19 protein-coding genes and 1 pseudogene are annotated in these 22,613 nt (G+C 73.1%); 4 read left to right on the top strand and 16 right to left on the bottom strand.

Features of this window, described 5'->3' with window-relative positions; genetic code table 11:
* Positions 1–80: 80 nt before the first annotated feature.
* The 6 genes from ccsB to BN4251_RS05190 form a co-directional block, all read right to left on the bottom strand.
* Positions 81–1,160: a c-type cytochrome biogenesis protein CcsB gene (ccsB, locus tag BN4251_RS05215; RefSeq protein WP_087484075.1), complete on the bottom strand. Its 1,080-nt coding sequence runs from the start codon at positions 1,158–1,160 to the stop codon at positions 81–83.
* Positions 1,157–2,878 (bottom strand): cytochrome c biogenesis protein ResB, encoded by a 1,722-nt coding sequence (gene resB / locus BN4251_RS05210; protein ID WP_087484074.1) that lies wholly within the window; start codon positions 2,876–2,878, stop codon positions 1,157–1,159. Before resB ends, ccsB begins: the two co-directional genes overlap by 4 nt.
* Complete coding sequence (locus BN4251_RS05205) at positions 2,878–3,681, bottom strand: cytochrome c biogenesis CcdA family protein (protein ID WP_087484073.1); 804 nt, start codon at positions 3,679–3,681, stop codon at positions 2,878–2,880. Before BN4251_RS05205 ends, resB begins: the two co-directional genes overlap by 1 nt.
* Positions 3,678–4,292: a TlpA family protein disulfide reductase gene (locus BN4251_RS05200; RefSeq protein WP_245810204.1), complete on the bottom strand. Its 615-nt coding sequence runs from the start codon at positions 4,290–4,292 to the stop codon at positions 3,678–3,680. Before BN4251_RS05200 ends, BN4251_RS05205 begins: the two co-directional genes overlap by 4 nt.
* Positions 4,289–4,936, bottom strand: a complete 648-nt coding sequence (locus BN4251_RS05195; RefSeq protein ID WP_087484072.1) for a histidine phosphatase family protein — start codon at positions 4,934–4,936, stop codon at positions 4,289–4,291. The genes BN4251_RS05200 and BN4251_RS05195 overlap by 4 nt, the downstream gene beginning before the upstream one ends.
* 77 nt (positions 4,937–5,013) lie before the next feature.
* Entirely contained in the window at positions 5,014–5,565 is a 552-nt protein-coding gene (locus BN4251_RS05190; RefSeq protein ID WP_170931845.1) for a MarR family winged helix-turn-helix transcriptional regulator, read from the bottom strand.
* A gap of 125 nt (positions 5,566–5,690) precedes the next feature.
* Between BN4251_RS05190 and BN4251_RS05185 the strand changes: the two genes are divergently transcribed.
* Together BN4251_RS05185 and BN4251_RS05180 are read left to right on the top strand one after the other, a co-directional pair.
* Positions 5,691–6,221, top strand: a complete 531-nt coding sequence (locus tag BN4251_RS05185) for a YceI family protein (protein WP_087484070.1) — start codon at positions 5,691–5,693, stop codon at positions 6,219–6,221.
* A 177-nt stretch (positions 6,222–6,398) separates the two neighbouring features.
* Positions 6,399–6,704 (top strand): glutaredoxin family protein, encoded by a 306-nt coding sequence (locus tag BN4251_RS05180; RefSeq protein WP_087484069.1) that lies wholly within the window; start codon positions 6,399–6,401, stop codon positions 6,702–6,704.
* Between the two features lie 62 nt (positions 6,705–6,766).
* Here the strand turns inward: BN4251_RS05180 and BN4251_RS05175 are convergent, their stop codons facing one another.
* The 5 genes and pseudogenes from BN4251_RS05175 to BN4251_RS18935 form a co-directional block, all read right to left on the bottom strand.
* Entirely contained in the window at positions 6,767–6,865 is a 99-nt protein-coding gene (locus BN4251_RS05175) for a 30S ribosomal protein bS22 (RefSeq protein WP_019174583.1), read from the bottom strand.
* A 163-nt stretch (positions 6,866–7,028) separates the two neighbouring features.
* Positions 7,029–8,738 carry a dynamin family protein gene (locus tag BN4251_RS05170; protein ID WP_087484068.1) on the bottom strand — a complete coding sequence of 570 codons (1,710 nt, stop codon included), beginning with the start codon at positions 8,736–8,738 and terminating at the stop codon, positions 7,029–7,031.
* The gene (locus tag BN4251_RS05165) at positions 8,735–10,489 is read right to left on the bottom strand and encodes a dynamin family protein (protein ID WP_087484067.1); all 1,755 of its coding nucleotides are present in this window, start codon (positions 10,487–10,489) and stop codon (positions 8,735–8,737) included. The genes BN4251_RS05170 and BN4251_RS05165 overlap by 4 nt, the downstream gene beginning before the upstream one ends.
* A gap of 155 nt (positions 10,490–10,644) precedes the next feature.
* Positions 10,645–11,151, bottom strand: a complete 507-nt coding sequence (locus BN4251_RS18940) for an arginase family protein (RefSeq protein ID WP_342744510.1) — start codon at positions 11,149–11,151, stop codon at positions 10,645–10,647.
* Between the two features lie 145 nt (positions 11,152–11,296).
* A pseudogene (locus tag BN4251_RS18935) lies at positions 11,297–11,851 on the bottom strand (arginase family protein); the annotation flags it as partial.
* Positions 11,852–12,144: 293 nt separating this feature from the next.
* Here BN4251_RS18935 and BN4251_RS05155 point away from each other — a divergent pair.
* Positions 12,145–13,560 (top strand): TrkH family potassium uptake protein, encoded by a 1,416-nt coding sequence (locus BN4251_RS05155; RefSeq protein WP_087484066.1) that lies wholly within the window; start codon positions 12,145–12,147, stop codon positions 13,558–13,560.
* Positions 13,561–13,692: 132 nt separating this feature from the next.
* Positions 13,693–14,358: a potassium channel family protein gene (locus tag BN4251_RS05150; RefSeq protein WP_087484065.1), complete on the top strand. Its 666-nt coding sequence runs from the start codon at positions 13,693–13,695 to the stop codon at positions 14,356–14,358.
* Between the two features lie 183 nt (positions 14,359–14,541).
* Here the strand turns inward: BN4251_RS05150 and proC are convergent, their stop codons facing one another.
* The 5 genes from proC to BN4251_RS05130 form a co-directional block, all read right to left on the bottom strand.
* Complete coding sequence (gene proC / locus BN4251_RS05145) at positions 14,542–15,435, bottom strand: pyrroline-5-carboxylate reductase (protein WP_087484064.1); 894 nt, start codon at positions 15,433–15,435, stop codon at positions 14,542–14,544.
* Between the two features lie 90 nt (positions 15,436–15,525).
* Positions 15,526–16,578, bottom strand: coding sequence for a DUF368 domain-containing protein (locus BN4251_RS05140; protein WP_087484063.1), 1,053 nt, complete (start codon positions 16,576–16,578; stop codon positions 15,526–15,528).
* Between the two features lie 134 nt (positions 16,579–16,712).
* Positions 16,713–16,973 carry a hypothetical protein gene (locus BN4251_RS17950; protein ID WP_140398394.1) on the bottom strand — a complete coding sequence of 87 codons (261 nt, stop codon included), beginning with the start codon at positions 16,971–16,973 and terminating at the stop codon, positions 16,713–16,715.
* The gene (locus BN4251_RS05135) at positions 16,970–21,601 is read right to left on the bottom strand and encodes a DUF4011 domain-containing protein (RefSeq protein ID WP_140398393.1); all 4,632 of its coding nucleotides are present in this window, start codon (positions 21,599–21,601) and stop codon (positions 16,970–16,972) included. Before BN4251_RS05135 ends, BN4251_RS17950 begins: the two co-directional genes overlap by 4 nt.
* Before the next feature lie 69 nt (positions 21,602–21,670).
* The gene (locus BN4251_RS05130; protein WP_087484062.1) at positions 21,671–22,528 is read right to left on the bottom strand and encodes a DeoR/GlpR family DNA-binding transcription regulator; all 858 of its coding nucleotides are present in this window, start codon (positions 22,526–22,528) and stop codon (positions 21,671–21,673) included.
* Between the last annotated feature and the right edge of the window lie 85 nt (positions 22,529–22,613).

The following is a 22,613-nucleotide window of genomic DNA, read 5'->3' as shown; positions in this document are numbered from 1 at the left end:
ACAGCGGCCCCACCATGCACAGCGGCCCGGGACGGTGTTCACCGTCCCGGGCCGCTCACGTCGGCGCCTGTGCGCGGGGCTCAGAGCCCCGAGTAGGAGTGCAGGCCGTTGATCACCGTGTTGACGATCGTGTAGTTGAACACCACGGCCACGAAACCGGCCAGCGCCAGCCAGGCGGCACGGGTGCCGCGGAAGCCGCCGGTCGCGCGGGCGTGGAGGTAGGCCGCGTAGATCACCCAGATGATGAACGTCCACACCTCCTTGGGGTCCCAGCCCCAGAAGCGCCCCCAGGCCTCGCGGGCCCAGATCGCACCGAAGATCAGGGTGAAGGTCCAGCACACGAAGGCGAGGGAGTGGATGCGGAAGCTCAGCGACTCCAGCACCGTCGAGGACGGCAGACGATCGAGCACGTGGCCGGCGCGGCCCCAGTGCTCGGGGTGCTCCCCACCGGCCTCGGCCAGCTCCACCAGGGCGCGCTCGTGACGGGCCTGCACCAGCTGCAGCCCGGCCAGCACGGCGCCGAGGATGGACAGGGCGGTGGCGATGATCGCGATGCCGATGTGGATGATCAGCCAGTGGGAGTTCTGGAGGCTCGGCGTCAGCGCCGCGGCGGGCACGATCCAGAAGGTCTGGGCCAGCAGGAGCACCAGCAGCACGGGGCCGACCACGAAGGTGCCCAGCGTGCGCAGCTCGACGCGCTTGATGCTGAACAGCAGAAACGCGACCATCACCAGCGCCGTGCTGGTGGTCGCGAACTCGTACATGTTGGCCCACGGCACCCGCTGCGTGGCCGCCGCACGGGCCACCACCCCGAGCACGTGCAGCAGGGTCCCGGCCCCGGCGAGCAGGAAGGCGAACTTCTGCGCGGTCATCGTGCCGGGCGTGCGCTCCCCCGTGCCCGCGGAGCCGCCTGCGGCAGAGCTCGCGGGCGTGGTCCCCGCGTCCTCGGCACCGGAGGTGATCCCGCCACCGGCGCCGACGCCCGCGCCGTGCAGGACCCGATCGACGTCCTTCGCCTCCTGGGCGGCCAGGCGCTGATCGCTGCGCTTCTGCGAGATCGAGGCGAGATCGGCGGAGAATCCGAACAGGGCCAGGACGTAGAGGACGATCGCCACCACGAGGGAGAGGTTCGAGAGCTCCGCGAGCTGCTCATTGATCACTGTGCACTTCCTTCAGAAGGGTCTTGCGGGGCCTGTGAGGGCCGGTCGGGCTGCGGGCGGTGCGCCGAGTCCCGAGGTCCATCCTGCGCCGCCTGGAGCGTGGTGGCCAGAGCCCGCACGTCCTCTTCGAGCATGGGGTCGTCGCTGCGAGCGAGGCCGGCGACCTCGAGCACGGCACCGTCCGCGGTGGAGCGTACGCGCACCCACACGCGCCGGCGCGGCACGAACAGCGAGAGGATCAGTCCGCCCACGGCGATCAGGGCGCTGACCAGCACCCAGCGCTCGAAGGGGTCGTGGGCGATGTCGAAGGCCGCGTAGCGGCGCAGCCCGTCGAAGCTGACGGTGGTGCCGTCGGGCAGCTCGAACTCCTGGCCGGGGTAGAGCCGCATCAGCACCGGATTGCCGTCCTCCCCCGTGACCGGGGTGAGGGTGCTGACGTCGACCTCGTAGGCGTTCTGGGGGACGCCGGAGTCCAGGCCCAGATCGCCCTGGTGGACGGTCAGCGCGAGCTGAGGGTCCAGCGCATCGGGGTAGAGCGAGCGGGGTCCCTGGTCGTCGATCGTGCCGGTGGGCAGGAAGAAGCCGACCACCGCGGTCTGCTCGGGCTGGGCGTCCGGCGCCTTGATCACCAGCTGCGAGGAGTAGCCCATGTCCCCCAGCGGGACGGTGATGATCGGGCCCTCGGCGACCACGGTGCCCTGCGGGTCGGTGACGGTGACCTCGGGGGCGTAGCCGTTGCCGAGCAGGTACATCGAGGCGCCGTCGACGTGGAGGGGCTTGTTGACCTGGAGGGTCTGCGAACGCTGCTCCTGGCCGGGGGTGGTCACCAGCACGTCGGCCTCGAAGGAGCGGGGTTCGCCGACGTTGCCGGACTCGCCGGGCTGGACGTAGGTGGCGCGGAAGTCCTCGAGGGTGAAGCGGAAGGGCGGCATCTGGGACTCGTCGAACCAGGCGCCGGACTCGAAGGAGTCGTATTGGGTCAGCGAGTTCGAGAAGCCCTGCTCCTCGATGATGGTGATCTGGCCGCGGTAGGAGGTCATCTGACCGCCGGCCAGGCATACCAGGACGCCCACCATCGCGATGTGGAAGGCGAGGTTGCCGGTCTCGCGCAGCAGGCCCCGCTCGGCGCTGACGGAGCGGGAGGACTTCTCCTCGCGCACCTCGGTGCGGTAGCGGGAGCGGCGCAGCGCCTTGTGGGCGCGCTCGAGGAGGGCGTCGGCATCTGCGCCGGGCAGCTCGGTGCGGGTGTAGCCGGCGAAGCGGGTCAGCCGCGAGGGGGTGCGCGGAGGCTTCGCGCGCAGCTGGCGCAGGTGCACTCCCACGCGCGGCACGATGCAGCCGATCAGGGAGATGAACAGCAGCAGGTAGATCGCCGAGAACCAGGGCGAGGAGAACACCTCGAAGAAGCCCAGCGCGTCCAGGATCTCGCCCCAGCGGCCGTTCTCCTCGAGGAACTGCTCGGTCAGGGCGGGGTTGACGCTGCGCTGCGGGTACAGCGAGCCGGGCACTGCCGCGATGGCGAGCAGCATCAGCAGGATCAGCGCGGTCTGCATGCTGGTCAGCTGGCGCCACAGGAACAGCAGCGTGCCCCGCAGGCCCAGGCCGGGCAGCGTGGCCGGGCCCTTGCCGTCGACCTCGGGCTTGCTGCTCCAGGAGTCGCTCGCCCCGGTCGTGGGTGCCGCCTCGCCGCGCGCGGGCGGCCTGGTCTTCTCGTTCATCACACCACCGGCTCGAAGTTGCCGATCAGGCCCTGCAGCTCACCCATCCACGCCGACCACACCCCGGTCATCAGCAGCACGCCGATCGCGATCAGCAGCGCGCCCGAGAGCAGGCCGATGGTGCGGCGGTGGGAGGAGAGCTTCCTGCTCAGGCCCAGGGCCCGGTCGAATAGCAGCGCGAACACCACGAAGGGGATGCCCAGGCCCAGCGAGTAGGCCAGCGCCAGCACGGCGCCCCGCATCGCGGCGCCGTCCCCGCCGCCGTCGAGGGACAGGGCGATGATCGCGGCGTAGGTAGGGCCGATGCAGGGGGTCCAGCTGAGTCCGAACACGATCCCCATCAGCGGGGCGCCCAGCAGCCCGGCGTCGGGGCGCTTCGAGGTGGCCGGGCGGGTGGCGGACAGGCTCGGGAACACGCCCATGAACAGCAGGCCCATCAGGATCACGATCGCGCCGGCGACGCGGTTGATCCACACCGCGTGCTCCTGCAGCAGGTATCCCAGCGCCCCGGCGAAGCCGCCCAGGATCATGAACACCACGGCGAAGCCGGCCACGAACAGGGCGCTGCCGGCGAGCATCCGCCCGGTCGCGGGGCGGGCACGCTTCGCGGAGGTCTTCGCGGGGCCGACGGCGCTCTCGCCGGCGAGCCCGGAGACGTAGCCGAGGTAGCCCGGCACCACGGGCAGCACGCACGGCGAGAGGAAGGCGACCAGGCCCGCGGCGGCGGAGACGGCCAGCGCCAGCAGCAGCGAGCCGGACATCGCGGTGGCCTGGAAGGCGGAGCCGACCTCGGCGAGGATCATTCGGCGACCACCGTGTCGATCATGGCGCGCAGCACCGAGGGGTCCGCTGCGCCGGAGATGCGCGCGGCGACCCGGCCCTCGCGGTCGATGACCAGGGTCGAGGGCACGGCGTTGGGGGCGACCTGGCCGCGCAGCGAGTACATGATCTCGGCATCGGGATCGGGCAGGGAGGGGTAGGTGATGCCGTAGCTCTCCTCGAAGGCCTGCGCGGGCCCGGCGGCATCGCGCACGTTGACGCCGAGGAAGGCGACGCCCTGGTCGAGGTACTCCTCGTGGATCTCCTGGAGGTCGGGCGCCTCCTTGCGGCACGGCGGGCAGGAGGCGTACCAGACGTTGAGCACGAGCACCTCGCCGCGCAGATCGGCGGAGGCGATGTCCTCGTCGTCGTAGGAGGTGCCGGAGAACTCGAGCGGCTCGCCGCGGTTCGCGGCCGGGATCTCGGTGGCGACGCCGTCGCCGGAGATGTAGCCGGCGTCCCCGGAGGCGTAGCGGTCGCTGGTGTCGGTCCCGCAGGCGGCCAGGAGCAGTGCGGCGGAGGTGCCGCCGACGGCCCCGAGCAGTGCGCGACGGGTCGGTGCCGGGGTGGCCGGCAGGATGCGGCGGGTCCTCACGTGAGCTTGCCTCCCGTGGCATCGACCGCTCCGGCGTACAGCGGGGCGGCGGGCTCGGCGTAGCCGATGCCGGCCAGGTGCGGTCCCACGAAGCGCAGGCTCGTCACCGAGCACAGGCCGCACTGGCGGCGGCGGGGATCGTGGAACAGGGGCTTTCCCTCGGCGCTGCGGCGGGTGACCCAGATCGGCAGCTGGTGGAGCACCAGCACCGCCTCGCGGCCCTCGGCCTCGGCGCGCACCTCGTGCACGACAGAGGTGACGCGTGCGACCTGCTCGCGGTAGGGCTCTCCCCAGGAGGGCCGGAAGGGGTTGAGGAACCAGCGCCAGTTGCGCGGATCCGTCAGCTTCGCCTCGCCGTGGCCCATCCGATGACCCTCGAAGCGGTTGCCCGATTCGATGAGCCGCTGGTCGGTGACGATCTCGAGCCCGTGGGGCGCGGCGATCGGGGCGGCGGTCTGCTGCGCGCGCAGCAGCGGGGAGGAGCGCACCACGGCGATGTCCGCGCCCGAGAGGTGCTCGCCCACCATCGCTGCCATCTGCTCACCCCGGTCGCTGAGCCGGTACCCGGGGCGGCGGCCGTACAGGATCCGCTCGGGGTTGTGCACCTCGCCGTGGCGGACGAGGTGGACCGTGGTGGTGGTCATGGCAGGGGTGTCCTCTTTCGATGTCGCGCTGCGGGCTCGAGCCCGAGCGGATTCACGGTACCAACCGAACCTCCGGATCAGCGGGGTGCGGACCCCGGGCGGTGAGGTGCCGGACATCCGACGGCCACGGGGGCGTCCTCGTCGAGGGTCTTGGCGAGGATCCGGCCGAGCTGGAGGAGATCGTCGTGCCCGATGACGTCCAGCAGCTGCTCGCGCACGGAGCGCACGTGCGTGGGGGCGGCGAGCTCGAGCATCTTGATGCCCGCCTCGGTGAGCTGGGCCTGGCGCCCGCGACCGTCGTCGGTGCTGCGCACCCGCTCGACCAGGCCGCGCTTCTCCATCCGGGAGATGGTGTGGGTCAGGCGGGAGCGGGAGTGGACCACCTTGTCGGCCAGCTCTGACATGCGCAGGAAGCGGCCCTCCGCCTCGGACAGGCGCACCAGGATCTCGTACTCGCCGAGGGTCAGGTCGATCTCCGGATCCGCCTGCAGCGCCTCGGTGAACCGGTCCGTCAGCAGGGTCGTCGCGTACAGGAAGGTGCGCCAGGCCTCCTGCTCCGCGGAGGTCAGCCAGAGCTCCTCGGGCGTCGAAGCCCCATCGTCAGCTATCGTGCCGTGTGTGGCGTCCATCACAGTTTCCTCTTTCCCGGGGACCATTGCTTGCCATCCTCCCTCGGATTAGTTTAGATTTCAAGCAAGAACGCGGTGGCCGCCTCCCGGCCCCCTCGCCCCATTCAACTCCAAGGAGACACATCATGACGGATCTGACCCCCGGCACCTGGACCCTCGACGCAGCTCACACCTCCGCCGCCTTCACCGTGCGCCACGCCGGCATCTCCAAGGCCCGCGGCCAGTTCCCCGACACCGAGGGCACCCTCACCGTCGGCGAGGGCGGCAAGGACCTCGCGTTCTCCGTCTCCCTGAAGACCGCCACGATCAACACCTCCAACGAGGACCGCGACAACCACCTGCGCAGCGCGGACTTCTTCGACGTCGAGAACTTCCCGGAGATCACCTTCGTCTCCACCAAGGTCGAGGGCGACACCCTGGTCGGCGACCTCACCATCCGCGACGTCACCAAGCCCGTCGAGCTGGAGTTCTCCTACGAGGGCGCCGCGACCGATCCCTTCGGCGTCTACCGCGCGGGCTTCACCGGCGAGACCACGATCTCCCGCAAGGAGTTCGGCCTGACCTGGAACGCCGCCCTCGAGGCCGGTGGCGTGCTGGTCTCCGACGAGGTCAAGATCCTCATCGAGGCCGAGTTCACCGCTCCGGCCGCCGCCTGAGCCGCCCCTGCACGGCGCACCGCGCCTCAGGAGACCGACGGACCGTCCGCACTGCGCGGACGGTCCGTCGCCGTCTGCAGGCCCGGCGCCGCCCCTGCACGGCTTCTTCGCGCCCACTCCTCCTCACCCGGCACTCCACTACCGCCGCGACGGCCAGCTCTCGATAGGGTTCGCACCATGACCGCCCCGCGCATCCCCTCCCCCGCCGACCCGCAGGCCCGGGTCCTCTACCTCACCCGCGAGGGCTGCCATCTGTGCGAGGACGCCCTGCCCGTGGTGCGGGCCGAGGCTGATCGGGCCGGCACGGCCGTGGAGGTGCGCGACATCGACGAGGATCCCCAGCTGCAGTCGGACTGGGACTACGACGTGCCGGTGATCATCGTGGACGGGACCGTGCATGCGAAGTACCGGGTCGATGCCGAGCAGCTGCGCACCGCGCTGCGCCGGCGCCCCCTGTGGCGGCGGCTGACCGGCCGCGCCTGAGCCCCGGACTGCAGACGGCCCCCACCTCGACGAGGTGGGGGCCGTCTGCTGTCACGCAGCGATCACTTCTTGTTGCGACGCTGGTGGCGGGTCTTGCGAAGCAGCTTGCGGTGCTTCTTCTTGGACATGCGCTTGCGTCGCTTCTTGACGACAGAACCCATAGGTGCCTCTGTTCTGCAGGCCGATGCCTGCGGGGGTGCAGCGGATCAGGTGATGCGCGGGCCGCGGATACTGCACGGCGGAACGCTGCGATGCACGCTGTCGATGCAAGCAGACGATCCGTGTTGCTCCGTGCGGGCCCGACGCCACGGTCGACCAGCCATTCTACACGGCGCCCCTGCCTGCTCCGCCGCGCGCGAGTGCGAGATCGCTCGCAGTCGCGGCGGCCCTGGTCAGCTCCGTCTCGACCGGTTCGACCACCTCGCGCTGGGCCACCTCCCGCACCCGCGCCATGAGCACCCGGCGCGCACGGCGCCGCTGCCAGGAGCTCGCCAGCGCGGCCACCACGGAGCCGGCGACCCCGATCAGGATGCCGGCGGCGATGCCGAGCACCACCAGCACGGTGGGCAGCGGGATCGGGATCCACAGCTCGCGCACCATCGGCATCGGCGGCGGGGGCAGGCCCAGGAAGGCCAGGGCGGCGTTCAGCGCGAGCCAGCCCAGGCCCACCACCCAGGTGAGCAGGGCCAGCCACTGCAGCACATCGAGCACGGGCCACCACCAGGAGGTGGAGCGGGCGCGCAGATCAGCGCCGGCGACCGCCTGGTCCAGGGCGTCGCCGAGCCCCTCCTCGCGCGAGCGTGCGGCCGTGCGCACCGCGGCGCGCCAGGGCTCCCCGCCGCCCTCGGAGGCGGCATCGGCGAAGCGCCGCACCCCGCCCGAGGCCCGGGCGCGGGTGGCGGCGTCGGGCTCGGGCAGGGAGGTGCGCTCGAGCCCCTCCCCGTCGCGCCGACGGCCGATGCCGAGCCGGCCCAGCGGGTCGGGGCGCGCCTCACGCGCCCAGCGCAGCGGCGGCCAGCCCACCTTGCGGGCCGCACGGTGCCGGTAGGAGGCGGCGGCGGCCTGGGCGACCGGTTCGACACGTGCGGCCGCGGCGAGATCGTCGACGAGGGCGTCGATCTGCGCAGGCGTGACCTGCTCGGGCATCCCGGCGGGGTCCGCAGCCTGCTGCAGCGCCTCGGCGGCGCCGCACACGTCAGCGCGATGCCGCTCGATGACCGCCTCCCGGCTGCGGGCGATGCCCACGAGATGCTCGCGCAGCGCCTCGACCCCCTCCCCCGTGGTCGCGGAGGTCGCGAGCACCGGGGCACGCTCGAGCCCGTCGGCCCGGGCGATCCCCGTGAGGGAGTCCAGCACGGGCTCGCGCTCGTCCTCGCGGATCCTGTCGACCTGGTTCAGCACCAGCACCGTGACCGCGTCGTGCCCGGCGAAGGGGCGCACGAACTCCTGGTGCAGGACGGCGTCGGCATACTTCTGCGGATCGGTGACCCACACGATCACGTCCACCAGGCCGCTCATCCGTTCGGCGACCGCGCGGTGGGCGGCCTCGACCGAGTCGAGGTCCGGCAGGTCCAGCAGCACGATGCCGGGGGCGCCGTCCGGGTGGGTGCGCCGGGCGCGCCGGCCCGCCGGGCGCTGCGCGGCGAGCGCGAGCGCGGCATCGGTGCCGTCCAGGAGGTGGCGCTGCTCGATCTCGAGCCAGTCCAGCAGCGCGTCGCTGCCGGCGGCGCCGACGACCGCCGCGACCGGCACAGCGGTCGTCGGGCGCCGCACCGCCGCCTGGGAGATCTCGGTGCCCACCAGCGCATTGACGAGCGAGGACTTGCCGGATCCGGTCGCGCCGAACAGGCCGATCACGGTGTGCTCGGCGGAGAGGGCACGGCGGCGATCGATCCGTTCGAGCAGCTCGCGCGCGGCGGCGACGTCGGGGGGCGGGGCGATGCCGTCGAGGGCGTCGGTGGCGCGGTCCAGCGACTCGATCCGCTCGATCAGCGGGGCGGGCGCCTTCTCGGTGCGGCCCAGCAGCGGGGTCATGCGTCCTCCCTGATCTCCTGGCCGAGCCGGGCCAGCGCCTCGGCGTCGGCGCTCAGCAGCTCGGCCGAGCCCACCTCGCCGAGCTCGTCGAGCCGGTCCAGGAAGGGTCCGGAGCGGCTGGCCACGAGCGCATCGAGCCGGGAGGTGAGGCGTTCGCGGGCGGCGGCGGCCATGCGGCGCACGGCCTCGTCGCCGAAGATCGTCTCGAGCAGCTTCTGGCCCACAACGGCGGTGGCCGCGCCTGCGCCGATCTCGAGGCCGGTGGGGATGAAGGCGGTGGAGGTGAACACCACCACCATCAGCGCCACACCCACGGCGTTCACGCCGAGGGAGAGCAGGCGCGCCTTGGTGCGGCGGTCGGCGCCCTCGGAGCGCACCAGGTCCAGCACGTCCCCCTGCCAGGCGCGGATCGCGGCGGAGACCTCGTCGGCGTAGCCGTCGGGGACGCGGGCGAGATCCTGTCCCTCGGCGAGGTGGCGTCCTGCGGCGCTCGAGCGCCAGGCGGCGTCGGCGCGCTCGGCGCCGCGGGCGGTCTCGTCGATCACCACGTGCACCAGGCCCGTGCCCAGGGCCTGCTCGGCGGCGATTGCCGGGGCGGGCTCGCCGCTGAGGGTGCGGGTGATCCGGTCGCGCGCCCGGGTCACGAGCGCTTCGACGCCGCGGAAGAACTCGCCCGTGCCCACCACGTCCTGCCAGCGGGAGAGCACCTCGCCGCGCAGCAGCGAGCCGTCGCCGAGCGCCTCGTCGATCCGCTCGCGGGCACCGGAGAAGGCCTCCAGCGCCTGCTCCTTCAGCTGCTGGCGCTCGGCGTCCTGGGTCGCGGCATGCTGCGCGAGCCGCTCCGCGGAGCCGGCCAGCCCGTCCACGGCGCCGGCGAGGGTGCGCCGGGCGATGCGGCCGCGGCCCGCCTCGTCCGCGGCGAGCGCCGTGAAGCGCTCGCTGAGCTCAGCGATCACCGCGGGAGGCAGCATGCCGTCGGCGTCGACCTCGCTCTCGGGGATCAGGAACAGCCTCTCGGCCTCGATCCCGTGGCGCTCGAGCATCGCGCGGAGGTCCTCGCCGAGCTCCTCGGCGACGCCCTCGCGGTCCGGGATGCGGTTCATGACCACGTCGACGGTGACGTCCCGCTCCGCGGCGGTGCGCAGCACCTCCCAGGGCACGGCGTCGGCGTAGCGGTTGGCGGTGGTGACGAACAGCCACAGGTCCGCGGCGCGCAGCAGCTGCCGGGCGAGCTCCCGGTTCCCGGCGGCGACGGAGTCGATGTCCGGGGCGTCCAGCAGTGCGAGCCCCTGGGGGACGCTGTCGTGGGCGTGGAGCGCGAGGGAGGTGGCCGGGTCCACGTCCCCGGTAGTGTCCGCGGTGCCAGGGGCCTCGGGGTCATCGCCCTGCCCGGCGTGCACCCGGGCCAGGCCCGGCAGGATGCGGGTGCCGGTGAACCAGGCCTCGTCGGCCGGGTGGTGCAGCAGCACCGGGCGGCGCGTGGTGGGGCGGATCGCGCCGGCGCGGGTGACCGGCTGCCCGACCAGGGCGTTGACGAGGGTGGACTTGCCGGCGCCGGTCGAGCCGCCGATCACCACCAGCAGCGGTGCATCCAGCGACTCGAGCCGAGGGATCACGTGGTCGGAGAGCTGGGAGAGCACGGCTCCGGCCTCGGCACGGGCCTGCTCGGCGCCCTCGACGGGCAGGGGCATCTCGAGCTCGCGCAGATGCTCGGCGAAGTCGTCGAGCGCCTGGGTGGTCCGCGTCGTCATGTCTCCCCCTCGATCGATGCGCTCAGGTGCTGTGCGTCATTGTGGCAGGATCCGGCCATGACGACGATGTCCCGCGCAGTGTCCCCCGCGCTGATCGTGCTCGCGATGGTGGTGATGGTGCTCCCTCGGTGGCGCGCACGGAGCGCGCCGTCGGCTCAGTCCAGGAACGGGTCCAGCCCCCATTCGGGGAACACGGCCCTGCGCGCCGACTGAACCGACCGGTCCAGCTCGTCCTCGGGGTCGAAGCCCCGCTCCCAGTCCCGCACCGCGAGAGGGCGGCCGTCCCCGAAGGTGACCTGGCCCGGCTCCGGGGACAGGCCGTGGGCGGCGCGGGCCGCCTCGGCCGCGTCGAGGAACTCCTGCGGCAGAGGTGCGGTCGTCTCGATCGGCGCGCCGGTGACGATCGCGACCAGATGCGCCCACGAGCGAGGCACCACGTCGATCACCGCGTACCCGCCTCCACCGAGAGCCAGCCAGCGCCCTTCGCAGACCTCGTCGGCGAGCTCCCGCATCAGGAGCATCACCTCGCGCTGCGCCTCGAGCGAGACCGACAGCCCCGCGAGCGGGTCCAGGCGGTGGGTGTCGGCGCCATGCTGGGTGACCAGCAGGGTGGGCCGCACCGCACGCACCAGGGCGGGCACCGTGGCGCGGATCGCGCGCACCCACCCGTCGGCTGTGGTGCGGGTGGGCAGGGGGGGCGCGGATCGCGCGCACCCACCCGTCGGCTGTGGTGCGGGTGGGCAGGGGGATGTTGATCGCGGTGCCCGGGGCGGTGGGGCCGCCGGTGTCCTGCACGAATCCGGTGCCCGGGAACAGCCGCTCGCCGGTCTCGTGGACGGACAGGGTGATCGCGCGCGGCTCGTCCCACAGCGCACGCTCCACCCCGTCGCCATGGTGGACGTCGACATCGATGTACATCACCCGCTCCTCGCCCGCCTCCAGGGCGCGGCGGATCGCGAGGGCGGCGTCGTTGTAGACGCAGAACCCTGAGGCGCTCGCGGACTTGGCGTGGTGCATCCCGCCCGCGAAGTGCACCGCACGCCGCACCCTGCCGGCGAGGATCGCGTCCACCGCGGTGAGGGAGCCGCCGGCGATCCGGGCGGAGGCGGTGTGCATGCCGTGGAACGAGGGGACGTCGTCACCGCCCAGCCCGAAGCTGATCAGCGCATCGAGCTCCTCGCCGGTCATCTCCTCGATCGGGCGCGAGGCCTGCTTGACCGCCTCGATGTACTCCGCCTCGTGCACGGCCTGCAGCTGCTCGTCGCTCGCGACCGGGGCGGGCAGGAGCTCCACCCCGGGCCGCTCGAGCAGCCCGCTCGCACGGGCGAGCTGGTGGGTCAGCGCGAGCCGGATCGGGGCCATCGGGTGGTACGGGCCGAAGTCGTACTCGCACAGCGCCTCGTCCCACACCACACCGGCGGCGTCGGCGGCGGGGCGGGCAGGTTCCTGGGCGGGCACATCGACGGGCATGTGTCGAAGGAGCAGCTGCAGGCCGTGCACGAGGCGGAGCACATCGACGGGCATGTGTCGAAGCGTACCCAGGCGCGAGGCCTCCCGGACCCGCTCCCGCGCAGCGGGCGTCGATCCCGCGCGCGGGCGGTCGTAGACTTCCGGCCGACGCTCCCGGCGGATGCCGGGGCCAGGACGGGAGCACGATGCACGGGGGCAGGATCGAGCAGGCGCGGCGACGCGGCGCGATGCCGCGCACCCGGCGCCGCGTCACGGGCGCCGAGAGGCATCTGCGGGCATTGTTCAAGCCCACCCCGGCACGGATCGCTCTGGGTGTGTTCACCTTGTTGATCGCGGTGTTCACCGGACTGCTCTCGCTGCCGGCCGCGACCGTGGTAGGCGAGCGCACCTCGCTCACCGACGCACTGTTCACCGCGGTCTCCGCGATCTGCGTGACGGGTCTGGTCACGCTCGAGACCGGCACCCACTGGTCCACCTTCGGGCTCACCGTGATCATGATCGCGATGAAGCTCGGCGGGCTGGGCCTGATGACCGTCGCCTCGCTGCTGAGCCTGTCGGTGATGCACCGCCTGGGGCTCGCCCAGCGGGTGATCACCGCGCAGGAGACCCGGGCCGAGCGCCTCGCCGAGGTGGGCGGGGTGCTGCGGGTCATCCTGATCACCTCGGCCGCCTTCGAGGCCGCGACCTTCGTGGCGCTGACCCCGTACATGGTGGTCACCGAGCACGGGATCGGCGAGTCGCTGTTCCTGGGCCTGTTCTATGCGATCAGCGCGTTCAACAACGCCGGCTTCGTGCCCGAGGCACTCGGCACCGCCCAGTACCTCGGCGATCCCTTCTTCACCATCCCGATCGGCCTCGCGGTGCTGGTGGGCTCGCTCGGCTTCCCCGTGATCCTGGTGGTGGTGCGCAAGCTGCGCACGCCGCGCCGCTGGAGCCTGCACGCCAAGCTCACCCTGACCACCACGGCGCTGCTGCTGGGGCTCGGCTTCGTGGGCTACCTCGCGATGGAGTGGTCCAACCCGGCCACGCTCGGCGGGCAGAACGTGGGCACGAAGCTGCTGGGCGCCGGTTTCGCCTCGGTGATGCCCCGCTCCGGAGGCTTCGCGACCCTGGACGTCTCGCAGATGACCGCCGAGTCCCGCCTGCTGACGAACCTGCTGATGTTCATCGGCGGCGGCTCCGGCTCCACCGCGGGCGGCATCCGCGTGACCACCTTCGCGCTGCTGATGCTCTCCATCTGGGCGGAGATCCGCGGCAACCCCGAGGTCGAGGCCTTCGGGCGGCGCATCCCCCACGAGACCATCCGCCAGGCGATCGGCGTGCTCGTGATGAGCGCGACGGTGGTGTTCCTGGCGACCTTCCTGCTGCTGCGGCTGACCCCGTTCACGCTCGATGCGGTGCTGTTCGAGGCGCTGTCCGCCTTCGGCACGGTGGGGTTGTCCACCGGGATCACCTCCGCCCTGCCGGAGGAGGCGAAGTGGGTGCTGATCGCGTGCATGTACGTGGGGCGTCTGGGCCCGATGACGCTCGGCGCCGCGCTCGCGGTCCGCTCCCGGGTGCGGATGGTCCAGCTGCCGCGCGAGCGTCCGATCGTCGGCTGAAACTGCCCGGCTTCCGCCCCGGCCCCGCGCGGTTCCCGCTCCGGTGCTGCCCGGTTCCGCCGCGCCGGGATGCGGGCCTAGACTGTGCCCGCCCTGCTCACGGCCCGTGAGCCCGACCCCGCAGGAGTTCCCATGCCACGCAGAGTGCGCGATGAAGGAGTGCTGGTGATCGGCCTGGGCCGGTTCGGCGCCTCGATCGCCCTGACCCTCGAGAAGCTCGGCACCGAGGTGCTCGCGATCGACGCCGACGAGGGCCTGGTGCAGAAGTACTCGGGGCTGCTCACCCACGTGGTGCGGGCCGACGCCACCCAGCCCGAGGTGCTCGATCAGATCGGTGCCGGGGACTTCTCGTTCGCGGTGGTCGGGGTGGGCACCACGATCGAGGCCAGCGTGCTGATCACCGCGAACCTGGTGGATCAGGGCAAGCCGGTGATCTGGGCGAAGGCGATCTCCGCCGCGCACGGCAAGATCCTTCAGCGCATCGGCGCCCATCACGTGGTCTATCCGGAGGCCGACGCCGGCAAACGGGTCGCCCACCTGGTCAACGGCCGCCTGATGGACTTCATCGAGTTCGACGACGACTTCGCCATCGTGAAGATGCGGCCCCCGCACGAGGTGCAGGGGATGACGCTCGCCGAGTCCGACATCCGCCAGCGGCACGGGGTGACCGTGGTGGGGGTCAAGTCCCCGGGCAAGGACTTCACCTACGCGGTGCCCGAGACCATGGTCGCCGCACACGATCTGCTGATCGTCTCCGGCCGCACGGAGCTGATCGAGAAATTCTCCCACCGGGCCTGACGGGCGAGGCGGCAACGTAGCCGACGGGCCGATGGTGAGGTGCACTGGCATACATGCCAGAAGACGTCGCCATCGGCCCGTGCAGGACACGGCAGCGCTGCGCTCAGGTGGTCGGCGGGGCGGCCCAGGGCAGGGCGGTCCCGACAAGGCAGTGCCGGGCGGGCCGCCTTGTCCCCCGCAGGGTCAGTCCCCGGCCATCTGCCGGGACTTGTCGGCGGCGGCGGCCATCGTCGCCGCGAGGCCGGCGCGCACGCCCTCCCGCTCGAAAGCGGCATAGCCCTCAGCGGTGGTGCCTCCGGGGCTGCACACCCCGGCCTTGGCCACGGCCGGGTGCATCCCGGACTCGAGCAGCATGGTCGCGGCCCCGCGGAGGGTCTGCTGCACGAGGGCGTCGGCGAGATCCCGGGTGAGGCCCTGGCGCACGGCCTCCTCGGTCATCGCCTCGATGATCGCGAAGCCGAAGCCGGCGAGCGACCCGGCGGCGGCGATGAACGCGTGGACCTGCTCCTCGGTGATGTCCACGACCACTCCGGCGCGGGCGAACAGGGAATGGACCAGCTGGTGCTGCGCGTCGGTGACGGCGCTGCCGCGCATCAGTCCCACGGCGCCCTCCCCCACCGAGATCGGGGTGTTCGGCATCGCGCGCACCACGGCCGCGGCCTCCGGCAGGGCCTGCTCGATCTGCGCGAGCCTGATGCCCGCGGCGAGGGAGATCACGACCGCGCCGGCGGGCAGCTCCTCGCGCAGATCGGCCGCGAGGTCGAGGATCTGATACGGCTTCACGCCAAGCACCACCACATCGGCCGTCGCGAGCGCCTCGGCACGGGAGCTCGCGGCGGTGGCGCCGAGCTCGTCGGCGGCGCGCTCGCTGCTGGCCTGGCTGGAGTTCGCGATCAGCAGGTGCTCGGCCTGCACGCCGGCAGCGCGCATCGTGCGGGCGACGGGACCGCCCATGTTGCCCGCGCCGATCACGGCGACCCGCGCAGCAGAGAGGTCCGGCGCACCGGTGGCTGCCGGGACGGCGGCCTCGACGGCGGTGCGGTCGGCGGTGGGGGTGGTGGTGGTGGCGTCGTCCATGCTGCCCAGGGTACGTGCCGGGGCAGGTGGCGGCAGATGATCTCGCATCGACGTGGCCCTGCGGCGATGGGCGGCGTCGCAGCCCCGGGGTCAGCTCCCCGGGCGGGTGTCCTCCGCGGCCGCACCGCCGGCGGCAACCTCGGAGGCGGCGGGCCCGGAGGCCGCGGCGCGGGAGGCGGCGCGTGCCGCCGTCCGGGACTCGAGGAGCACCAGCAGCTGCACCGCGCAGGCCCCGGCGAGTGCGAGGGCCAGCAGCAGCGGCCAGCCGGTGCCGGGCGCCTGCAGCGCCCCGTCAGCGGTCTGCCAGGGCCACAGACTGCGCAGCGCACCGATCATGACGCCGGAGAGCACCACCATGGTGGCGCGGTGGTGACGGGTCAGCAGACGCCGCATCAGCTTGACCACGACCACCAGGCCCACGCACGCCCAGAGCCCGAACCAGGCGATGTAGCGCAGGTCCCGCTCATCGACGGCCTGCAGCGTGGGCTCATAGAGGCCCACGCTGAGCAGGAGGAACGAGCCGGACACGCCGGGCAGCACCAGAGCGCACACCGCGATCGCCGCGGCGGGCGCGATGATCCAGGGGCTCGGGTCCAGGGAGGTGCTGGGCAGCGAGGTCAGCAGCAGCCCGGCGATCACGCCGAGCGTGAAGCGCAGCAGGTCCGGCAGCCGCCACGCCGCGCCCGAGAGCCGCACCGGCACCAGCACGGATCCGGCCACGAGCCCGAGGAACAGGGCGCGCATGGTCTGCGGATGCGCCTCGACGAGGCGGGAGATGGGCCCGGCGATGGTGAGCACGGCCGCGGCCATGCCGATCAGCAGCGGGATCACCAGGATCCAGTTGACGGCGCGGAGGTGCTCGGCCATCCCACGGCGTCGGTCGGGGCCGGTGAGCAGGCGTCGCGCCGCGGCGGTGAGGTGGTGGCCGGCGTCGATGAGCTCGTCGTAGATCCCGGTGACCAGTGCGACGGTGCCGCCGCTCACTCCCGGGACGGTCTCGACCACGCCGATCAGCGCACCGCGCAGCAGGTTACCGAGCGCATTGCGGTGCTCGGGCAGCGGCGGGCGGGCGCCGGTCTCCACCGCGGGCTCCACCGAGGGGGTCGGGCGCTGCGAGATGGCAGTGGGGGCGGGATCCGTCATGACCCCAGGTTACGCAACGTGTCCTGCGGAGCCTGGATGACGGGTCGGGCAGTGGCCGCCCTCACCTCCCTCGATGCGCGGACGGCGCTCGAGGTGCTCAAAAAGCTCGAGACGCTCGCGACCCGTTCCCGGGGTCAGCGGCCGCGGCCCCAGTGCGGAGGCACGTCGCCGGCGATGCGCGCATCGTTGGATTCGTCGGCCCCGGGCTCGGGGGCGTCCTCGGCCACGCGGTCCGGGAGGATCGGCCGATGCTCGCCGGCGGCGGGCCGCTCCTTGCTCGGCGTCTCCGGCTCGTCCCACTCGATCGGCTTGCCGGTGAGCGAGGAGATCACCACGCGCCGCCGCGGCTGTGCAGCGCCGGTGCCAGGGCCGGGGGCGGTGCCGTTCTTGCTCACTGGCGCTCCTGATAGCGGCGGATGGCGCTCGAGACGGAGACGTCCAGCAGCACCGAGCGCTGCTCGAAGCCGAGGAAGCTGCGCACCTCGGTGGCCAGATGCTCCTCGAGACGGGCGCGGCCGTCGGAGCAGATGTACTCCACCACGGCGTCGAAGTCGTCGCTCGAGTAAAAGGACAGCTGGTGCCCGGCGGGGACCTGCGGGCGCGGCAGACGGTGGCGAATGGTGCCCACGCCGGAGGGCGAGTCGGAGCGCTCCTCCTCCTGGACCAGGCGCAGCGCCCGCTCGAGGGCGCGGCGGATCCGCTCAGCCTCGCCGTCGGGGTCGATGAACAGCGCCCAGGACCAGACCCGTTCGGTGGCCCAGCCCGCGGCCTCGAGCCGTTCGGCGCGCAACCGGTCGCGCTCGCGCTGGCTCGGGGTGTCGACGTAGTGGGAGCCGTCGGTGTCCACGGCCAGCAGCATGCGCCCGGGCATCTCGGGATGGCCCAGCGCCAGCTCGATCCTGTCGGAGGAGAGGCCGAAGTCGCGCTCGACCAGCAGTCCGAGGCGGAACAGGCGATCGGCGAGGTCCTGGACGAGGGCGTCTGTCTCGAGCTCGCGCGGCGGCCGCGGGGCGGGTGCGTTGTCGACATCGGGCTCCGCCGGGGCGGCCCCGGTCTCGGCGTCGGGCTCCGCCGGGTCGACGCTGCCGGCATCCTCCGGAGCGGAGGCACTCTCGGACGCGCTGCCGGAGCCGGCACCGTCCTCAGCAGGGGCCTGCGCCGTCACGTCGGCGTCCGCGGCATCGGCGGCCGTGCCGTCGGCCGCCTCCGCGGCGCTGCCCGGGGTGCCGCCTGACTTCCTGGCCAGGGCCGCCTCGATCGCGGCGTCGACGTCCTCGTCGGAGAGCTCGGGCTCCGCCGCGCCGGGCTGCTCCGTGCTCGGCGCGAGCGGCGAGGCCTGCTCGTTCGCGGGCACGACGCGTCCCTGCGGCGCCGACGGGGTAAGCGGGGAGATCTCCTGCTCGCTGCCGGTGAGGGAGGCGACGTGCGGGACCACGGCGGTGTCGGGGCCCCCCTGCAGCAGCCACAGCATGGCGCGCAGGTCCCGGGCGCCGTCGCTGCGCAGTCGGGCGTGGTCGAGGTCCTGCACCCCGATCGAGGAGACCACGGTGGTGCGGCCGCGGGCGCGGGTGATCACGGTCGCGAGCGCCTTGCGCCCACCGGCCTCCGAGAGAGGGCCGAAGCGGTGCAGCAGGCGGCCATGGGGCGTCATCCCGAAGCCGACCGAGACGATGATGTCGTCCCGCAGCACGCCGCTGGCCTGCTCGGCGGGCAGCACTGAGAAGACCTCTTTCGCGGCGGGATCGAAGTAGTCGCGCAGCGCCGGGATCACGGAGACGGTGTTCATGATCCGCTCCATCAGGCGCCGCGCATGCTCCTCGGTGAAGGTGAGCACCGCGAGGGAGCGCTCGGGACGCGAGCGGGCATGCTCGATCACCAGGTCCGTGACCCGGCGCAGCTCCGCCTCGGTGCTCTCGACGTACTCCATCCCCTCGGTGACGGGGCCGCGGCCGTTCTCGACGAGGATCAGGCGATCCTGCTCCGGGGCGATCGGGCTGGGGACCGCGACCACCTCGCCCACCAGGGCGCGGCGCTGGGCGAAGCCGCGCAGGCCCTCGGTGGCGGGGTGCGGGTCGCGCAGGATCTCGACGTGAGGGGCGATCCGCAGCATGTCGTCCAGCAGGCTCGGGGCGGAGTCGCCGCCGTACTCGAGCGGGTCTCCCACCACGACGGTCTGCTCGCCGCGCACGATCGAGGGCAGCGCGGCGGCGGTGGGCAGGCGGCCGCCGTCGGCCACGATCACCACATCGAAATGGCGGCCGCGCGGGATCACCTGCGGCACCAGGTACGGGGAGGCGAGCCAGGCGGGGCGTGCCGCGAAGAGGATGTCCTCGTACTTCGCGGCGAGGTCGCGGATGGAGACGGTCGAGGAGCGGGCGAGCTCCGCGATCGCGGCGCGGGAGGTGTCCGGGTAGGACTTCATGGTCTCCACCCGGGTCTCGTCGGCGGCGGCGTGCACACGTGCGGAGGCACCGGCCAGGTACTCGGCGTCCAGCCGGCGGAACCGCTCGGCGACCTGGGACAGCGAGGTGCCGTCGTACTGTGAGATCGTCGGCTCGGCGCCCGCGATCAGCTCGAGCACGCTGCGCCACCAGGCCAGCTCGAGCTCGGCGCCCACCTGGTCCAACGGCACGCGCCGAATGCGGAGGTCCTCGACCAGCTCTCCGAGGCCGTCGAAGGCGAAGCGGCGCAGCAGCTCGGTGCGTCGCGGCAGGGTCTCGAGATCGGCGCGGTCCGCGGCGAGCGCCTCGATCCGCTCGGTGAGCTCATCGAGATCGGTGCGCGGCAGGTCGGCGCCGGCCTCGGTGCCGTCCAACAGCACCGACAGCTCGTCGAGCACCTTCTCGGCGCGCGCGGCGGCGCGGCGCACCGAGTCGAGATCTTCGGGCAGGTGGGGGCGGCTCGCGGCCCGGGGCGCCTCTGCGGAGCCCTCGCCGGGTTCGACGGCGGCGCGGCGCCAGGTCTCGGCGACGGCGCGGGCCTCGCCGAGGTCCTGGTGAAGGTCCGGGGACAGGGAGGCGGGGCGCTGGAGAGCGGCGGCGTCCTTGCGCAGGCGTCGGCGCACCCCGAAGCCCATGGTCACGCCGCGCTCCTCGCGCCAGCGCTTGTCCGCGGTGGCGGCGACGAGATCGGCCAGCGGCGCGGAGAAGACGGCGGACTGGAAGGTGCCCAGAAGGGTGCGCACCCGGTCCAGCAGGGCCAGGCGCTCCTCGAGCTGGGTGAGGGTGGTGGGCTCGGTCAGGCCCAGCTCGGTGCCGGCGCGGGCGCAGGCCTTGCGCAGCTGCGGCAGGATCTCCTCGCGCAACTCGTCGATCAGCTCCTCGGCCCGCTCGGCCTGGGTGTCGCTGCTGATCGGTGCGCCGTACCAGGCGGTCATCTCGGGGCCGGTGGTGAGCACTCCGATCTCGGCCGCCTCGCGCAGCTGGGCGGCGTAGCGGTCACGCTCCTCGCCGATCATCTGCGCGGCGACGTCCGCGCGCAGCCGCACCTGGGTGCGGGGGGCGGGGCTGAGCCGGGTCAGGGCGGCCAGGGCGGAGATCGCGTCATGCGCGGAGGCGCCCCAGGGCTGCTGGAGGCGGTGCATCGCCTCGACGTGGCCCACCAGGATGTCGCGGCTCTCCTCGAGTCCCTCGGGAGCGCCGTCCTCGGGGCCCAGGCCGTGGGATCCGGCGCGGCGGAGGCTGCGCAGCAGCGCGGCCGAGGCGTTGCGCTGCAGGGACGGGTCCGGGGAGAGGTCGAAGACCAGCTCGTCGAGGCCGCGCTCGCGGGCGATCTCGACCAGCTGGGAGAGGTTGCGTCGGCGTTGGGAGACGATCAGCACGGTGCGGCCGCGGGCGTTGAGCTCCTGGGCGAGGTCGACCACCAGGTCGAGGCTGTCGGCGCCGGGCGGGGTGGCGACGGCGAGGTCCTGACCGGCGAGCACCCGGGCGAGCACCTCGCGGTGGCCGGGGTCGACGGCCGCGACGAGCTCGTCCTCGGGGATCTCGGGGATCTGCTCCTCGGCGTCGTCGGCGCGCACCACGGCGCGGGCGCCCTCGTCCCCGGCGAGCGCGGCCACCAGCGGGGAGGCGGACCAGTCGGGGCGGTCGGCGGCGAGGTCCTCGGCGACGGAGCCCGCGGCGTCCATCAGATTCCCGACCACCAGGGCGTGGACCACGCGGAAGCCGGGCAGGGGCTGGCCCAGCGAGCGGAAGGCGTCCAGCACCGGGGTGGGGTCGAAGCCGTGCGTGCTGTCGGTGGTGGCCAGCAGCGCGCGGGCGTCGACGGCCACGCCGGCCTCGCGCAGAGAGCGCAGCAGCACAGGGTTGAGATCAGCGGTCGCATCGACCTCGAGGTCGACGTCCTCGCGGGCGTTGCCGCGCAGGCGCAGGGTGATCGGGCGCACCAGCACCGGGGCGTGGATCGGCTCGGAGCCGTCCTCGGGATACCAGATCGCCTCGCCGATGCCGAGGTGGCAGGTGGTCAGGCCCACCTCCTCCGCATGGCGCTCGGCGATCTCCCGGATGGAGCGGGCGTGAGCGCGCGCATCGGCGAGGGCCCCCACCTCCCGCACCAGGGAGGACAGTCGGGTGGGGCCGCGCCCGGCCAGCAGCTGGGCGAGGCCCGAGGGGTGGGAGTGGGTCAGATCCAGCACCACTCCCCCGGCGCGGATCTGGGTGAGGAAGGAGGGGGCGTGCAGCCCGCCGGTGATCTGCTGGGACCACCGGTCCAGGGCGTCGGCGACGCGGTCGTCGCGGCTGAGGGGTCGGTGCTCGCGCGGGGTGACGGGCAGATCGTCCTCGTCCTGCTCGGGGGCGATCCCGGCACCGACCTCGTCGAGGTGCCGGTCCACGACCACCTCGTAGCCGCCGGTCTCGGTGGCCGGGTGCTCGGCGGGGGCGGGCTGCTCGCGCTCGCCCTCGGCCGCCCGCTGCGTCGCGGCGTCACGACGTTCGCGGGCGAGGGTGGACAGGGCGTCGTCGCGGGGCGTCGCGTCCTCGCCCGAACGCTCCGACCGCTTCTTCCCGCGCAGGAAACTCCACATGGTCGCTCACGCTACCGGCGTCGGGCCCCCAGCCCGTGCAGGCGTGCCGCGCGCTCGCGCGCGGACTGCTCACACCTCGTGCAGGCGCACCGAGGTCTCGGCGAGGTGGGCGCGGAGATCCTCGGGCACGGGCCCGGCGATCACCAGGTCGGTGAGCACTGAGATCGGGCAGATGCCGGCCAGCGCACGGTGTCCCACCTTGTCCGCGGTGGCGAGCCCCACCACCCGTCGGGAGTGGCCGATCATGATCCGGGTGACCCCCGCTTCGGCGTCGGAGTTGCAGGTCAGCCCCGCTCCGATGTCCAGGCCGACGGTGCCCACGAACATGGTGTCCAGCCACAGGTCCCGCATGGTGGCGGTGGCCAGGGGGCCGGTGAGCTCGAAGGAGTAGGGCTCGGCCACGCCGCCCAGCACGACGGTGCGCACGGAGGGGCGCAGCACGGCCTCGGTGGCGATGTTCAGCGCGGCGCACACGACCGTCAGCCCCGGCATGCCGTCGCGGGAGTCGATGTCCGGCCGGGCCACGGCGCGGCGGGCGGGGGAGGGGGTGGTGCGCCCGCCGTTGAAGCCGATGATCTGCCCGGGCTCGACCATCGCCGCGGCGCAGTCCGCGACCCGTTCACGCTGGGCGGAGCCCTCGTCGGCGCTGCGCGGCACGGTGGCCAGCGAGTAGGCGACGTCGACGGCGACGATCCCGCCGTGGGTGCGCCGGGCGAGCTGGGCGCGCTCCATCTCCATGAAGTCGCGGCGCACGGTGGACTCGCTGACGCCGAGCTCCTCGGCGACCGCGGAGACGCTCAGGCGCTTGGTGGAGGACAGCAGGGTGAGCACGTGGTCCCAGCGTGCGCTGCGGTCCCTGGGCGGCGTGCTGGGCCGCTCCCCGCGCGGCGCCCGCTTCTCGTCAGAGCCAGAATTATGCACAGTCACGCAGCCAGTATTGCGCGTTCCGCCACGACCGGCCGGGCGACCGCGCAGAAGGCTCCAGATCGACGGATCTCGTGAGGTCACGTTT

Source organism: Brachybacterium massiliense, assembly GCF_900184245.1.
GTDB classification, from domain to species: domain Bacteria; phylum Actinomycetota; class Actinomycetes; order Actinomycetales; family Dermabacteraceae; genus Brachybacterium; species Brachybacterium massiliense.
The sequence above is the reverse complement of the archived record's forward strand: the minus strand, read 5'-3'. Positions and strand labels throughout refer to the sequence as shown.

Bases quoted from the DNA above. Each gene is read 5' to 3' on its own strand.
- resB (WP_087484074.1), bottom strand. From the start codon at position 2,878: ATGAACGAGAAGACCAGGCCGCCCGCGCGCGGCGAGGCGGCACCCACG.
- BN4251_RS05205 (WP_087484073.1), bottom strand. From the start codon at position 3,681: ATGATCCTCGCCGAGGTCGGCTCCGCCTTCCAGGCCACCGCGATGTCC.
- BN4251_RS05195 (WP_087484072.1), bottom strand. From the start codon at position 4,936: ATGACCACCACCACGGTCCACCTCGTCCGCCACGGCGAGGTGCACAAC.
- BN4251_RS05190 (WP_170931845.1), bottom strand. From the start codon at position 5,565: ATGGACGCCACACACGGCACGATAGCTGACGATGGGGCTTCGACGCCC.
- BN4251_RS05185 (WP_087484070.1), top strand. From the start codon at position 5,691: ATGACGGATCTGACCCCCGGCACCTGGACCCTCGACGCAGCTCACACC.
- BN4251_RS05180 (WP_087484069.1), top strand. From the start codon at position 6,399: ATGACCGCCCCGCGCATCCCCTCCCCCGCCGACCCGCAGGCCCGGGTC.
- BN4251_RS05175 (WP_019174583.1), bottom strand. From the start codon at position 6,865: ATGGGTTCTGTCGTCAAGAAGCGACGCAAGCGCATGTCCAAGAAGAAG.
- BN4251_RS05170 (WP_087484068.1), bottom strand. From the start codon at position 8,738: ATGACCCCGCTGCTGGGCCGCACCGAGAAGGCGCCCGCCCCGCTGATC.
- BN4251_RS05165 (WP_087484067.1), bottom strand. From the start codon at position 10,489: ATGACGACGCGGACCACCCAGGCGCTCGACGACTTCGCCGAGCATCTG.
- BN4251_RS05155 (WP_087484066.1), top strand. From the start codon at position 12,145: ATGCACGGGGGCAGGATCGAGCAGGCGCGGCGACGCGGCGCGATGCCG.
- BN4251_RS05150 (WP_087484065.1), top strand. From the start codon at position 13,693: ATGCCACGCAGAGTGCGCGATGAAGGAGTGCTGGTGATCGGCCTGGGC.
- proC (WP_087484064.1), bottom strand. From the start codon at position 15,435: ATGGACGACGCCACCACCACCACCCCCACCGCCGACCGCACCGCCGTC.
- BN4251_RS05140 (WP_087484063.1), bottom strand. From the start codon at position 16,578: ATGACGGATCCCGCCCCCACTGCCATCTCGCAGCGCCCGACCCCCTCG.
- BN4251_RS05135 (WP_140398393.1), bottom strand. From the start codon at position 21,601: ATGTGGAGTTTCCTGCGCGGGAAGAAGCGGTCGGAGCGTTCGGGCGAG.